The 13,190-nt window shown below is 65.8% G+C and carries 13 protein-coding genes; 10 read left to right on the top strand and 3 right to left on the bottom strand.

All coding sequences use genetic code 11. The features are described from left to right. Positions 1-237: 237 nt before the first annotated feature. Positions 238-822, bottom strand: coding sequence for a TlpA disulfide reductase family protein (locus tag VVT58_RS09685; RefSeq protein ID WP_327752625.1), 585 nt, complete (start codon positions 820-822; stop codon positions 238-240). Positions 823-877: 55 nt separating this feature from the next. Here VVT58_RS09685 and argH point away from each other — a divergent pair, with 55 nt between their 5' ends. The 5 genes from argH to VVT58_RS09660 all read left to right on the top strand — a co-directional run bounded on the left by argH (position 878) and on the right by VVT58_RS09660 (position 5,557). Further along, on the top strand, positions 878-2,257 hold the full coding sequence (gene argH / locus VVT58_RS09680; RefSeq protein ID WP_327752626.1) for an argininosuccinate lyase: 1,380 nt from the start codon (positions 878-880) through the stop codon (positions 2,255-2,257). After that, positions 2,257-2,520 carry a hypothetical protein gene (locus tag VVT58_RS09675; RefSeq protein WP_327752627.1) on the top strand — a complete coding sequence of 88 codons (264 nt, stop codon included), beginning with the start codon at positions 2,257-2,259 and terminating at the stop codon, positions 2,518-2,520. The genes argH and VVT58_RS09675 overlap by 1 nt, the downstream gene beginning before the upstream one ends. Positions 2,521-2,583: 63 nt before the next feature. After that, complete coding sequence (lysA, locus tag VVT58_RS09670) at positions 2,584-3,849, top strand: diaminopimelate decarboxylase (protein ID WP_327752628.1); 1,266 nt, start codon at positions 2,584-2,586, stop codon at positions 3,847-3,849. Next, positions 3,849-4,607, top strand: a complete 759-nt coding sequence (locus VVT58_RS09665; RefSeq protein ID WP_327752629.1) for a siroheme synthase — start codon at positions 3,849-3,851, stop codon at positions 4,605-4,607. Before lysA ends, VVT58_RS09665 begins: the two co-directional genes overlap by 1 nt. Then, on the top strand, positions 4,604-5,557 hold the full coding sequence (locus tag VVT58_RS09660) for a zinc transporter ZntB (RefSeq protein WP_405053738.1): 954 nt from the start codon (positions 4,604-4,606) through the stop codon (positions 5,555-5,557). The genes VVT58_RS09665 and VVT58_RS09660 overlap by 4 nt, the downstream gene beginning before the upstream one ends. 6 nt (positions 5,558-5,563) lie before the next feature. On the opposite strand, the gene VVT58_RS09655 is transcribed toward VVT58_RS09660, so the two are convergent. Then, a complete protein-coding gene (locus VVT58_RS09655; RefSeq protein ID WP_327752630.1) occupies positions 5,564-6,187 on the bottom strand; it encodes a response regulator in 624 nt (207 codons plus the stop codon). Positions 6,188-6,240: 53 nt separating this feature from the next. Next, positions 6,241-6,882 (bottom strand): TetR/AcrR family transcriptional regulator, encoded by a 642-nt coding sequence (locus VVT58_RS09650; protein ID WP_327752631.1) that lies wholly within the window; start codon positions 6,880-6,882, stop codon positions 6,241-6,243. An 89-nt stretch (positions 6,883-6,971) separates the two neighbouring features. On the opposite strand from VVT58_RS09650, the gene VVT58_RS09645 reads away from it, so the two are divergent. The 5 genes from VVT58_RS09645 (at position 6,972) to VVT58_RS09625 (ending at position 13,108) form a co-directional block, all read left to right on the top strand. Further along, positions 6,972-8,516, top strand: coding sequence for an efflux transporter outer membrane subunit (locus VVT58_RS09645; protein WP_327752632.1), 1,545 nt, complete (start codon positions 6,972-6,974; stop codon positions 8,514-8,516). Continuing rightward, complete coding sequence (locus tag VVT58_RS09640) at positions 8,509-9,660, top strand: EmrA/EmrK family multidrug efflux transporter periplasmic adaptor subunit (protein ID WP_327752633.1); 1,152 nt, start codon at positions 8,509-8,511, stop codon at positions 9,658-9,660. Before VVT58_RS09645 ends, VVT58_RS09640 begins: the two co-directional genes overlap by 8 nt. A gap of 11 nt (positions 9,661-9,671) precedes the next feature. Next, positions 9,672-11,201, top strand: a complete 1,530-nt coding sequence (locus VVT58_RS09635; protein WP_327752634.1) for a DHA2 family efflux MFS transporter permease subunit — start codon at positions 9,672-9,674, stop codon at positions 11,199-11,201. A gap of 126 nt (positions 11,202-11,327) precedes the next feature. Further along, positions 11,328-11,906, top strand: a complete 579-nt coding sequence (locus tag VVT58_RS09630) for an ANTAR domain-containing response regulator (protein ID WP_066555072.1) — start codon at positions 11,328-11,330, stop codon at positions 11,904-11,906. Then, positions 11,906-13,108: a CmpA/NrtA family ABC transporter substrate-binding protein gene (locus tag VVT58_RS09625; protein ID WP_327752635.1), complete on the top strand. Its 1,203-nt coding sequence runs from the start codon at positions 11,906-11,908 to the stop codon at positions 13,106-13,108. The genes VVT58_RS09630 and VVT58_RS09625 overlap by 1 nt, the downstream gene beginning before the upstream one ends. The last annotated feature ends 82 nt before the right edge of the window (positions 13,109-13,190 follow it).

Here is a 13,190-nt window from a genome sequence, read left to right as displayed (position 1 = left end):
AACTTTTTGGATTAAACCTCTATTGCGCTGCACAAAAATGATAGAAAAATGACATGTTTCTTGTTTGTTTCCGTGATAAAATCACGCCAGATTGCTATGCTGCAGGGCAACTTGGCAATTGATTAGGACGCACGTGGCCATGCGCATTTTGCAAGCAATGCGCATAGCGGGTTTTTGACATAGGTTCGTTTCAGGCAATTCCACCTCCAATCCAGCATGACGGTGGGGTAATGGGCGTCAGCTCGCCATCGCCGCTTCTATCAGTGCACGGCCTGCCTTGCTGTTCCAGTCCATCGCGCCGACCACCCGCGCCATTTCCTTGCCCTGCGCGTCATAGATGACGGTCGTGGGCAGCATCCCGGTGTTGTAATGGAAACCGAACTGGTTTTCCGGGTCGATCCAACCCTTCAAATGCGGCAGCGGGTGCTTTTCGAAAAAGGGCTTGATCACCGTTTCGCCCTGGCTGTCCTGCGAGATGGTGAGGACGGCGAGGCCTTTCTTGCCATATTCCGCCGCGACCGCATCGAGGGTGGGCATTTCCGCCACGCAGGGCGCGCACCAGGTCGCCCACAGATTGACCAGCATCGGCTTGCCCGCGAAATCCTTGAGACTGGCGTCGCTGCCGTCCGGGTTCTGGAAGGTGAAGTCGGGCGCGGGTGTGCCGGCCTTGGACTTGTCCAGCGTGTAGCTGAACTCGCCTCCCTTGCCCGGAGCGCCGCTTTGCGCGGGTCCGGTCGCCTCCCCGCTGGCGTTCGGGCCTTGCCCGGCGGGCGGCGATTGCTTATCGCACGCGCCAAGGCCAGCCAGCAGGAGCAGTGTCATTACGCAGGGTAAAGATCGGAACGGGGAAGATCGCACGGGAAAAAGCTCCAACAGCATGTGGGGCGGACGCTTCGCGGCCGGTCCGGCTTCGGTCATGCGGGAGATAAATGCCTCCATCCCCTTCGACAAGCGTTTGTGGAAACAGGATATCGCCGGGTCGAAGGCGCATGTCGCGATGCTGGCCAAGCAGGGCATCGTCGACGGCGAGGACGCGCAGGCGATCACCGAGGGGCTGAACCGCATCGCCGCCGAATATGAAGCCGATGGCGTACCGGTCGATCTGGACCTGGAAGACATCCACATGGTCACGGAGTCGCGGCTGGCCGAACTCATCGGTCCGGCGGCCGGGCGGCTGCACACGGCGCGCTCGCGCAACGATCAGGTGGCGACCGACTTCCGCCTCTGGGTGCGCGACGCTATCGATGAGGTCGAGGCGGGGCTGGAAGGCTTGCAGGCGATGCTGCTCACCCGTGCCGAGGAACATGCCGATGCGGTGATGCCGGGCTTCACCCATCTCCAGTCCGCCCAGCCAGTGACCTTGGGTCATCATCTGATGGCCTATTATGAGATGGTTCGCCGCGACCGCAGCCGCTTTGCCGACGCCCGCGCTCGGCTCAACGAATGTCCGCTGGGCGCGGCTGCGCTGGCCGGAACCGGCTTCCCGATCGACCGGCATGCGACGGCGGCGGCGCTCGGTTTCGCCAAGCCGACCGACAACAGCCTCGACAGCGTATCGGACCGCGACTTCGCGCTCGATTACCTCATGGCGGCGACCCAGTGCAGCCTGCATCTGTCGCGCCTGGCCGAAGAGTTCATCATCTGGGGGAGCCAGCCCTTCGGCTTTGTGAAGCTGCCCGACGCCTATTCGACCGGCAGCTCGATCATGCCGCAGAAGCGCAACCCCGACGCCGCCGAGCTGGTGCGCGGCCATGCCGGGCGGATCATGGGCTGCATGAACGCGCTTTGCGTGACGATGAAGGGTTTGCCGCTCGCTTATTCGAAGGACATGCAGGATGACAAGCCGCCGGTGTTCGAGGCGCATGACCTGCTGGGCCTCTCCATCGCGGCGATGACGGGCATGATCGAGACCGTCGCCTTCCGCACCGACCGGATGCGTGGGCTGGCGGAAAGCGGCTTCGCCACCGCGACCGATCTGGCCGACTGGCTGGTGCGGGAGGGCGACATTCCCTTCCGCGAGGCGCATCATATCACGGGCCGCGCGGTGGCGGCGGCGGAAGCGGCGGGCGTACAGCTTGCCGATCTGCCCATCGAGACCCTCAAGGCCATTGATGCGCGGATCGATGAGCGTATCTATGCGGTGCTGACGGTCGATGCCTCGGTCGCCAGCCGCAAGAGCCATGGCGGCACGGCGCCCGACCAGGTGCGGGCGCGGATTGCGCAGGCCCGGAACGACGCGAAAGGGCAGAAGAAGTGATGACGGCACGGATCGCCAAGGGAGTAGCACTGGCCGCGCTGGCGCTGGTTTTGGCGTCCTGCGGCGGTCGCCAGCCGTTGAAGCCGGTACAGGGGCAAAACCTGCCCGCCGTGCCGGTGGGTGCGGCGACGGCGCCGACCGCCGCGCAACTCACCACGCCCTCTATCCAGGCGCGGCCGGAACGGAACGTCGAACTGCTGACCCAATCGAGGGTGCGCGGCGACGACCCGTTCGACCTGCCGCCCGAGAGCGATCCTCGTTAGTTTTTGGCGTTAGTTTTTTGGCGTTAGTTTTTTGGCGCTAAGATTTCTCTAGGATATACAGCCTTGGACCATTTCAACTATGTCGACGGCGCGATGCTTGTGGAGCAGGTGCCCATGGCGGAGATCGCCGCGCAAGTCGGCACTCCGGTCTATATCTATTCGACCGCGACGCTGACCCGCCATGTCGGCGTGTTCCGCGAAGGGCTGTCGCAGCTTGCCGACCCGCTGATCGCTTTTGCGGTGAAGGCCAATCCCAATGCCGCCGTGCTGGCGACTTTGGCGAAGCTGGGTCTGGGCGCGGACGTGGTGTCGGCGGGCGAGTTGCTGCGCGCCATCGCGGCGGGCATTCCTGCGAACCGCATCGTGTTCTCGGGCGTCGGCAAGACGGCCGAAGAAATGCGCATCGCGCTGGAGCAGGGCATCTACCAGTTCAATCTGGAGAGCGAACCCGAAGCCGAGATGCTGTCCGAAGTGGCGCTCTCCTTGGGGAAGAAGGCGCCGGTCGCCTATCGCATCAATCCCGATGTCGACGCGGGCACCCATGCCAAGATTTCCACCGGCAAGTCGGAGAATAAGTTCGGCATCCCCTATGACCGCGCACTGGCCAGCTATGCCGCCGCCCGCGCGCTCCCCGGCCTCGATGTGCAGGGCGTGGCGGTGCATATCGGCAGCCAGCTCACCGACCTCAACCCGCTGGAAGCCGCCTTCATCAAGGTCGGCGCGTTGATCGAGAAGCTGCGCGGCGAAGGCCATGACATTCGCACCGCCGATCTGGGTGGCGGGCTTGGCGTGCCCTATGATCCTTCGCAGCCGTTGCCGCCCAGCCCCGCCGCCTATGGTGCGATGGTGACGCAGGTGACGCAGGGCTGGAATGTCCGTCTGATGTTCGAGCCGGGCCGCCTGATCGTCGGCAATGCGGGCGTGCTGCTGTCGCAGGTGGTGCGGGTGAAGCAGGGCGCGCAGGCGCCTTTCGTGATCGTCGATGCGGCGATGAACGACCTGCTGCGCCCCAGCCTCTATGACGCCTGGCATGATATCCGCGCCGTGCATCCCAAGGGCGACCGCGCCGCCGCCAATGTCGTCGGCCCCGTCTGCGAGACAGGGGACACCTTCGCCATGCATCGTGACATGGATGTGGTCGGGGCGGGCGATCTGATCGCGTTCATGACCGCCGGAGCCTATGGCGCGACCATGGCGAGCACCTATAACAGCCGTGCGTTGACCCCGGAGGTGCTGGTTTCCGGCGACAAATGGGCCGTTGTCCGCGCCCGCCCGCCGATCGAGGCTCTCATCCAGGGTGACAACATCCCCGGCTGGGTGAATGATTGATGCATAGCCTGCCCGTCTTCCTGCGATTGCATGGGCGGGCCGTCATTCTGACGGGCGAAGGTGAGGCGGCGGACGCCAAGCGCCGCTTGCTGGAACGGGTAGGGGCACGGATCGTCGGAGAGGCGGACGAGGCGGCGCTCGCCATCGTGTCGGATGGCGACGAGGTGACGGTAGCCCGGCTCCAGGTACGCGGGATATTGGTGAATGCGACCGACAGGCCGGACCTGTGCGACTTCATCCTGCCCGCGATTGTCGATCGCGATCCGGTGTTGATCGCCATCGGCACGGGTGGCGCTTCGGCGGGGCTGGCCAAAGCGCTCAGGCAACGGATCGAGGCTTTGCTGCCTGCGCGGTTGGGCGCGCTGGCGACTGCGCTCCATAATGCGCGCACTGCGATTCGGGCGCGCTGGCCGGATGCGGCGGCGCGGCGGCGGGCGATCGATGCCGGGCTGGCGGCGGGTGGGCTGATCGATCCGCTGTCGGACAAGGCGGCCGACGCCGTGCCGGACTGGCTGGCGGGAACTCTCGATGTCCATGCCGACCGGCTGGAAACGATCCGGCTGCTCTCCGGCGATCCGGATGACCTCACCCTGCGCGCTGCGCGCCTACTGGGCGAGGCGGATCGCGTCTATCATGCGCCTGATGTGCCCGCCGCTATCCTCGACCGGGCGCGGGCCGATGCCGTGCGGATCGAGGCGATTACGCCGCCCGATCGACCGGGCGAAGGCTTGTCGCTCTGGCTGGAGAGGGTGCCATAAGCCGGGTCTTTCTCTTCGATGGCGGCAAGGCGCACGAAATCTCGCTGGAGGCTTTCTGCGCCAGGACCGAAGATGCGCCGTTTAGCTGGGTTCACGCCGATGGTTGGCGGGAGGATGCCCGCGCCGTCGCGGCCCGATGTGACCATATGCCCGAAGCCGCGCTCTCCGCGCTGCTTGCGCAGGAAACCCGGCCGCGCTGCACCTTGATGGCGCATGGCGCGCTGGTGAACTTGCGCGGGCTCGGCGCGGCGGATGACGATGTCGGCGATCCGCTGGTGTCGATCCGCCTGTGGGCCGAGCAGGCGCGGGTCATTTCCGTCAGCTATCGCCCGCTTGCCGCGATGGAGCTGGTGACGGCGCAGATGCTGGGCGGCCTGATCCGCGATCCGGGTGACCTGATCGCCGCCTTCGCGCAGCAGATCACTGAAGCGCTGGACCCCGAGGTTGCCGATTTGGGCGACGGCCTGGACGAGATCGAAAGCGCGCTCACGGCACATGGTCCGGCCGAAGCGCGGCGGCGCGTGTCGGAAATCCGCGCGACCGCGATCAGCTACCGCCGCTTTATCGCGCCTCAAAGGCAGGCGCTGGAAAGATTGTCCACCGCCGACGCGCCGTGGCTGGAACCTGACGACCGGCTGCATCTGCAGGAAGCCGCCGACCGCTGCGCTCGCATGGCCGAGGAACTGGAAGCGGTGCGCGAACGATCCGCGCTCGCCCATGAAGAGCTGACCGATCTGCGTGCCGAGCAGATGAACCGGCAGGCGCTGATCATTTCCGTCGTGGCTTTGGTTTTCCTGCCGCTGACCTTTCTGACCGGCCTGCTCGGCATGAATGTCGACGGCATTCCTTATGCCCATGAACCCTGGGCCTTTTGGGGCGTGGTTGGAGTCTGCGTTGCCATGGCGGGTGGGATCGCTGGCTGGTTCGCCGCAACCCAATGGCTAAGGTGAAGGACGTCAGTTCCGCGCCGCGTTGAGGCGGGCGATCTCGTCATGCAGCGCCTGGATCGAGGAGACCAGACGCGCCCGGTCCGCCTGCATTTCGGCCAGCGCGTCGCGTGTCTCGCCCAGTTCCAGCGCGCGGCGGGCGATCCGGGCGTCCAATTCCGCATTGTGCCGGGCCATCGTGCCGATCTGCTCGGCCCGCGCGCACAAATGGCGCAGCCGCGCATCCAGCAGGTCGAAGTCGAATGGCTTCACCACATGGTCGTCCGCGCCCGCGTCCAGCGCCTCGACGGCGGACACCTTGTCCTGTCGCCCGCCGATCATGACGAAGCAGGCATTGTCGGCCAGGCCCGCCGCGCGAATCTTCCGCATCGTCACCAGTGCCGGCAGCAGCGTCAGCCCCATGTCGATCAGGATGATGTCCACCGGCCGCGCCACCAGCATGTTGAGCGCGGTAAAGCCGTTTTCCGCCAGCGCCACATCATAGCCCAGATGCGACAGCCGCCGGGCCACGACCGCTCGCGACGTGGCGTCTTCATCGACCAGCAGAAGCCGCAATCGCCGGGCCGCGCGCGCCGTTTCCGGAGCCTGTGCCGGTTGCAGCCTGCTGATGCTGTCGCGTTTCCAAAATTGCATGACGTCCCACCTCTTGCCACCGCGCAGCATAGGATTGGCGCGCAAAGAAATGGTTAACGGGCGTCCGGCGCATAGGCGCGCATGAAGCAGTCGAGTCCATGGTCGACATCGGCCGCGATCTGGTCCGGCGTCGCCTGTGGGATCTGTCCCCAGATCACCAGTTGATGGCAGCCAGAAAGCATCATCATCGTGAAGGTGCGCGCCGCCAGTTCGGGATCGGCCCGGCGCAGCAGGCCGCGATCCATGGCCCGTTCCAGAAATTCAGCGACCAGCCGCCGCGTATGGCCGGGGACATGTTCGTAGAAGATGGCGCCCATTTCGGGAAAGCGTCCCGATTCGGATACTACCAGCCGGTACAGGGCAACGCTGTCGGACGAGGTGATCTTCGTGAGCAGGTTCAGTCCCAGCCTGCGCAACGTTTCCACCAGGTCGCCGCCAGGATCGAGGATTTCGGCCAGGCGGGCGAGATAGGCGGTGGTCGCGTCATCCAGAAAGGCGGCGAACAAGGCTTCCTTGGACGGGAAATAGCTCCATAATGTGCCCTTCGACCCGCCCAGCGTCGCGGCGATCCCCGACATCGTCGTCGCGGCATAGCCATTTTCCAGGAATGACCGCGATGCCACCGCCAATATGGCTTTGCGCCGATCGCGGCGACGCGCTTCTCGTCGGCTGAGCGGAGTGAGGGGATGTGTCATGAAATCGTACCATATAGTACGCTATTTCTGTTGACAAGGATTCGCAACCAGCGCAAAGGCCAATTTCATACTATTTGGTACGGTTTTTTATGTCCGTGAGTCGCCCACCGAGTCTTTCCGCTCTTTCCGGTCGCGCCGGGCTTCTCGCTGGGAGCTTGGCGCTGCTCTCTGCCTGCGCGGCGGTGCCGGATCTGGGACCCCAGCCGGCGGTGCGCGCGCCTGGCAGCATCGCGGCGGAGCGCAGCCTTCAGGCCGACAATGCCACGCAATGGCCGTCCGAAGGCTGGTGGACGGCTTATGGCGATCCGCAATTGGATGCGTTGATCGAGGAGGGGCTGAAGGGATCGCCGGACGTGAGCGCCGCCGCCGCCCGCTTCGCCCAGGCCAACGCGGCCGCGCAGCAGGCGGGGGCGCCGCTGTTGCCGTCGGTCGATCTCGACGCCAATAGTGGCGTGACCAAATCCAGCTACAATATGGGCATGCCAAAGGAATTCGTGCCCAAGGGCTGGCTCGGTACGGGCCGGGTTGGCCTGAATTTCGGCTTCGACCTCGATCTTTGGGGCAAGAATCGCGCGGCGCTGGCGGCGGCGACGTCCGAAGCGCGCGCGGCGGAGATCGACGCGCGGCAGGCGCGGCTGGCGCTGGCGACCGGCGTGGCCGATGCCTATGCCGATCTCGCCAGGCTCCATGATGAGCGCGACATTCAGGCGCGGGCGCTGGAAATCCGCACCGCCAGCCAGAAGCTGGTGGCGGATCGCCGCGCCAACGGGTTGGAAACGCGTGGCAGCGAGCGGCAGGCCGATGCCACCGTCTCCTCCGCCAAGGCGCAGCTTGCCGCCGCCGATCAGGCGATCGCGGTGCGCCGGCATCAGATCGCGGCGCTGATCGGCGCGGGGCCGGATCGGGGCATTGCCATCGCCCGGCCGCAACTCCGCAAGCCCGGTCCGCTGGGCCTGCCCGCCGATGTGACGACCAATCTGGTCGCCCGCCGTCCGGACATTGCGGCCGCGCTCGCCCGGACCGAGGCGGCGGCCAAGCGGATCAAGGTGGCGCGGGCCGATTTCTTCCCCGCCATCCGCTTGAGCGCGCTGATCGGCGTGCAGTCGCTGGGTTATCAGACCGTGCTCCAGAACGGCGCTTTTTCCGGCGGGGCCAGTTCCTTTGCGGACACGCTGTTCAAGAAGGACTCGCTGTTCGGCAATGCCGGGCCTGCGATCAGCCTGCCGATCTTCCATGGGGGCGCGCTGAGCGGCCAATATCGCGGCGTGCGCGCCGCCTATGACGAGGCGGTGGCCAGCTATGACAAGACCGTGCTCGGCGCCTATCAGCAGGTGGCCGACGCGGTGACCGGGCGGCGGACGCTGGACCAGCGGCTGGTTGACGCCCGCGCCGCGCTGACCGCATCGGAAGAAGCCTATGGCATCGCCCGCCAGCGTTATGAAGGCGGCCTCAACACCTATCTTGACGTGCTGAACGTGGAGGACCAGCTTCTGGCCGCCCGTCAGACCGTCGCGGAGCTGGAGGCCAGCGCCTTCACGTCCGACATCGCCCTCATTCGCGCGCTGGGCGGCGGCTTTGCCGCCAGCGACGCCCAAATATCGCACCAGTTGCCCAAGGATATCCCCAATGGCTGATGCCAGGCCCGAATTCACGTCCGAAGCGAGCAAGGCCGATGCCGCCGCGCAGCGTCAGGACACCCGCAGGAAATGGCTGGTGCGGCTGGCGCTGGTCGTGCTGGTCTTCGGCGCGGCCTATGCGATCTGGTATCTGCTGATCGGGCGCAACCATGTCGGCACCGACAATGCCTATGTGAATGCGGAGGTGGCGCAGGTGACGCCGCTGATTTCCGCCCAGGCGGTCGAGGTGCTGGTGACGGACACCCAGGCCGTGAAGCGCGGCGACATATTGGTGAAGCTGGACCCCACCAACGCTCGCATCGCCATGGCGCAGGCGGAGGCCGATCTGGCCGAAGCCCGGCGCAAATTCCGCCAGACCGTCGCGACAAGCGGCGCGCTGGCCGCGCAGGTCGAGGCGCGTGGCGCCGACATCAACCAGGCGCGTGCCCAGCTCGCGACGGCGCAGGCCGATTTCGACAAGGCGCGCATCGACCTTCGGCGGCGCGAGGCGCTGGCGCCCAATGGCGCTGTCTCGGGCGAGGAACTGACCAGCGCGCGCAAGGGCTATGCCGCGGCGCAGGCGGCGCTCGACCTGGCGAGGGCCGGCGTGGCGACGGCGGAGGCGACGCGTGGTGCGGCCAGCGGTCAGCTTGCCGCCAATGACGCGCTGGTGCGCGGGTCGACCATCGACACCGATCCCGCCGTGCTGGCGGCCAAGGCGAAGCTGGACAATGCCCGGCTCGATCTTGGCCGCTCCATCATCCGCGCCCCGATCGACGGCGTGGTGACGCGGCGGCAGGTACAGGTCGGGCAGCGTGTCGCGCAGGGCACGTCGATCATGAGCATCGTGCCGCTCGCCCATGTCTACGTCGACGCCAATTTCAAGGAGCGCCAGCTTGGCCGGGTGAAGCCGGGCATGCCCGCCACCGTCACGTCCGACCTTTATGGCGGCGGCGTCGTCTATCATGGCAAGGTGGTCGGTTTTTCGGGCGGAACGGGGGCTTCCATGGCGTTGATCCCGGCGCAGAACGCAACCGGCAACTGGATCAAGGTGGTGCAGCGCCTGCCCGTGCGCATCGCGCTCGATCCCAGGGAACTGGCTGAGCATCCGCTGCGCGTCGGCCTTTCCATGGAAGCCGAGATCGACCTCTCCGGCGAATAAGGAAGCCTTTGGTGAGCCGTCAGGCAGAGACATTCTCGCTCCTGTCGCCCCGTCACCGCCTGTTGGCGGGGCTGACGCTGGCGCTCAGCAATTTCATGGTCGTGCTCGACCTTACCATCGCCAATGTGTCGGTGCCGCATATCGCCGGCAATCTGGGCATTTCCGCCGATCAGGGCACCTGGATCATCACCAGCTATGCCGTGGCGGAGGCGATCTGCGTGCCGCTGACCGGCTGGCTGGCGCAGCGTTTCGGCGCGGTCAGGCTGTTCATCTTCGGCATGTTTGGTTTCGGCCTGTTCTCGCTGCTGTGCGGCCTGTCGATGAGTCTGACCATGATCGTGGTCTGCCGTATCGGCCAGGGTCTGTGCGGCGGTCCGCTGATGCCGATGTCGCAGACCTTGCTGATGCGCATCTTCCCGCCGGAGCGGCGCGGGCGCGTCATGGGGTTGTGGGCGATGACGACTCTGCTAGGCCCGGGGCTCGGCCCGATCGTCGGCGGCTATATCAGCGACAATTGGAGCTGGCACTGGATCTTCTTCATCAACCTGCCGATCGCGGCATTGTGCGTCTTTTCCGCGCTGGTCCTGCTGCGCCCGGTGGAAACGGAGCGGGTGAAGCTGCCCATCGACTATATCGGCCTGGGACTGCTGATCTTCTGGATCGGTTGCCTGCAGATCATGCTGGATATCGGGCGCGACCATGATTGGTTCGGTGACCCGCTGATCGTCCTGCTGGCGGTTCTGGCGGCCATCGGCTTTTGCGTGTTCATCATATGGGAACTGACGGAGGAGCACCCGATCGTCGACCTGCGTGTGTTCCGCCATGTCGGCTTCACCTCGGGGGTGTTCACGCTGGCGTTGTGTTTCGGCGCCTATTTCGCAGGCATCGTCATCATCCCGCAATGGCTGCAGATATCGATGGGCTATCCCGCCGCATCGGCGGGCCTGGCGACCGCGTTCTCGGCGATGACGGCCATGCTCGTGGCGCCGATCGCCGGGCGGCTGGTTGACAAGGTCGACGTGCGCATCATGATTTCGGGCGCGGTCGCCTGGATCGGGTTGATGACGCTGTGGCGGGCGCATTGGACCACCGATGCGGATTTCTGGACGATCGCGATGCCGCAGGTGGTTCAAGGTTTCGGCATGCCCTTCTTCATGATCCCGCTGACGACGCTGACCCTGGGGTCGGTGCGGCCCGAGGAAACCGCCTCGGCCGCGGGCATGCAGAATTTCCTCCGCACGCTGGCCATCGCCATTTCAACCTCCATCGTGCTGACCGGCTGGGGCAATGGACAACGCATATCGCGCACTGAGATGGTCAGCACGCTCCATACCGATACGACCATGGCCGACCTGACGAGCAGGGGCTTCACCCAGGACCAGGCGCGGCAGATGGTAACCAATCTGGTCGATGCGCAATCGCAGGTGCTGGCGATGAACCATGTCTTCTACATCGCCGCCCTGGTGCTGTTCCTGGCCGCGGCCGTGGTGTGGCTTGCCCCGCGCCCGACCGGAACCGTGGATCGCTCGGCAGTGCACTGAGCCCGGCCGGGGCGACGGAATCGGGGGGCGAAACGACCGATGCGCCGTCATGGGCGAGCGTCGCGCATCGCGCCCGATTGACGCGGCGCGGCATCGCCGTCACTGAGTGGCAAAAAGGTGGGGTCCATGCGAATCGTCATCATCGACGACAGCGGCTTGCGCGCGACGGTCCTGGAAGAAGGACTGCGCGAGGCGGGCTATGACGATATTCACATCGTCCCTCCGCGCGGCGGCTTCGTCGCGCGGCTGGAACGCATGGCGCCCGACGTCGTGCTGATGGACCTGGGAAGCCCCAGCCGCGACACGCTGGAGGAAATGCTGACCGTCAGCCGCGCGTTGGCCCGGCCCATCGCCATGTTCGTCGACCAGTCGGACGAATCCATGATCGGCGCGGCCATCGACGCAGGCGTGTCCGCCTATGTCGTGGATGGGCTGCGCAAGGAGCGGGTGAAGCCGGTGCTGGAACTGGCGGTGCGGCGCTTCAACGCCTTCGCCCGGCTGCAGACCGAACTGGACGAGGCGCGCACGGCGCTCTCGGACCGCAAGATCATCGACCGCGCCAAATCCATCCTGATGAGCCAGCGCGGCCTTTCGGAGCCGGATGCCTATGCGTTGCTGCGGTCGAGCGCGATGAATCAGGGGAAGAAGATCGTGGATGTCGCCCAAGCCCTCATCACGGCCAGCGACCTGTTGGGAGGGATGTGATGACGACCGACCTGCGCATCGCTTTCCTGCCGTTGACCGACGCCGCCGTGCTGGCGGTGGCGCGGGAAAAGGGTTTCGCGGAAGAGGAAGGGTTGCATCTCGACCTCGTCCGCACGACGAGCTGGGCGACGTTGCGCGACCGGCTGGTGTTCGGGCAGGTGCAGGCGGCGCACATGCTGGCGCCGCTGGCCGTCGCCGTGACGCTGGGATTGAGCCAGCAGGCAGCGCCGCTTTCCGCGCCCTACAAGCTCAACGTCAACGGCAATATGCTGGTGATGGCGAACGAGTTCGCGCAGGCGCTGGATCCCGACATATCGGCGCGGCTGGACGATCCGCTGGGCACCGCGCATGATTTCGCGGCGGCCATCGGTTTGTGGAAGCGCAAGCCGGTGATCGGCGTCGTCCATCGTTATTCCAGCCATTCGATGATGTTGCGCTACTGGCTGGCGAGCGCGGGCGTCGATCCGGATCGCGACGTGGTGCTGCGCGTCCTGCCGCCGTCGCTTACCGTGGAGGCGATGCGCGCCGGGGAGGTCGATGGGTTCATCGCAGGCGAGCCCTGGGGCAGCGCGGCGGTCGACGCGGGCCTGGCCGAAGCGGTGGCGATCGGGGAACGCATCTGGCGGCGCGGCGTCGAGAAGGTTCTGGCCTTCCGCACGCCCTGGCTGGATGAAAATCCCGACAGCGTCGACCGGCTGCTCCGGGCGCTGGTGCGGGCCGCGGCCTGGTGCGACGAGCCGGACCATCATGAGGCGCTCGCCCACCTCTTGTCGCAACCTCATTATGTCGACCAGCCCGCCGAGGTTATCCTGCGCGCTCTGTCGGGCGGGATCGTGGCGCGGGTGGACATGGCGCCGCTGTCCATGCCCGATTTCATGCTCTTCTCGCGCGAGGCCACGCCCTTTCCGTGGCGCAGCCAGGCGCTGTGGATCTATTCGCAGCTCGTCCGCTGGAAGATGGTGGAACATAGCCAGGAAAATGCCGCCAAGGCCGCGTCGGTCTTCCGCCCGGACATCTTCCGCCGCGCACTGGCCGACAGCGATGTGGCGATGCCGGGGGCCAGCATGAAGGTGGAGGGAGCGGTCGCCTCTCCGCTGGCGGTGGGATCGAAACGGGGTGAATTGACGCTGGGACCTGACAGCTTTTTCGATGGGCGGGTGTTCGATCCCGAGCGGATCGAGGATTTTCTGGCAAGTTTCTAAAATCCGCCCCAAGCCTTCGGGGCAGGGAGGATCGGGTTGGCTCCCACAAATTTGTGCCTTGCAACATGAGGCGAATCACGAG

Origin of the sequence: Sphingobium sp. SJ10-10, assembly GCF_036038995.2 — a bacterium.
In the GTDB taxonomy this organism is placed as follows: domain Bacteria; phylum Pseudomonadota; class Alphaproteobacteria; order Sphingomonadales; family Sphingomonadaceae; genus Sphingobium.
The sequence above is the reverse complement of the archived record's forward strand: the minus strand, read 5'-3'. Positions and strand labels throughout refer to the sequence as shown.

Excerpts from the sequence above, each read along its gene's own strand:
- VVT58_RS09685 (WP_327752625.1), bottom strand. The coding sequence starts at position 822 with ATGACACTGCTCCTGCTGGCTGGCCTTGGCGCGTGCGATAAGCAATCG.
- argH (WP_327752626.1), top strand. The coding sequence starts at position 878 with ATGTGGGGCGGACGCTTCGCGGCCGGTCCGGCTTCGGTCATGCGGGAG.
- VVT58_RS09675 (WP_327752627.1), top strand. The coding sequence starts at position 2,257 with ATGACGGCACGGATCGCCAAGGGAGTAGCACTGGCCGCGCTGGCGCTG.
- VVT58_RS09665 (WP_327752629.1), top strand. The coding sequence starts at position 3,849 with ATGCATAGCCTGCCCGTCTTCCTGCGATTGCATGGGCGGGCCGTCATT.
- VVT58_RS09655 (WP_327752630.1), bottom strand. The coding sequence starts at position 6,187 with ATGCAATTTTGGAAACGCGACAGCATCAGCAGGCTGCAACCGGCACAG.
- VVT58_RS09650 (WP_327752631.1), bottom strand. The coding sequence starts at position 6,882 with ATGACACATCCCCTCACTCCGCTCAGCCGACGAGAAGCGCGTCGCCGC.
- VVT58_RS09645 (WP_327752632.1), top strand. The coding sequence starts at position 6,972 with ATGTCCGTGAGTCGCCCACCGAGTCTTTCCGCTCTTTCCGGTCGCGCC.
- VVT58_RS09640 (WP_327752633.1), top strand. The coding sequence starts at position 8,509 with ATGGCTGATGCCAGGCCCGAATTCACGTCCGAAGCGAGCAAGGCCGAT.
- VVT58_RS09630 (WP_066555072.1), top strand. The coding sequence starts at position 11,328 with ATGCGAATCGTCATCATCGACGACAGCGGCTTGCGCGCGACGGTCCTG.
- VVT58_RS09625 (WP_327752635.1), top strand. The coding sequence starts at position 11,906 with ATGACGACCGACCTGCGCATCGCTTTCCTGCCGTTGACCGACGCCGCC.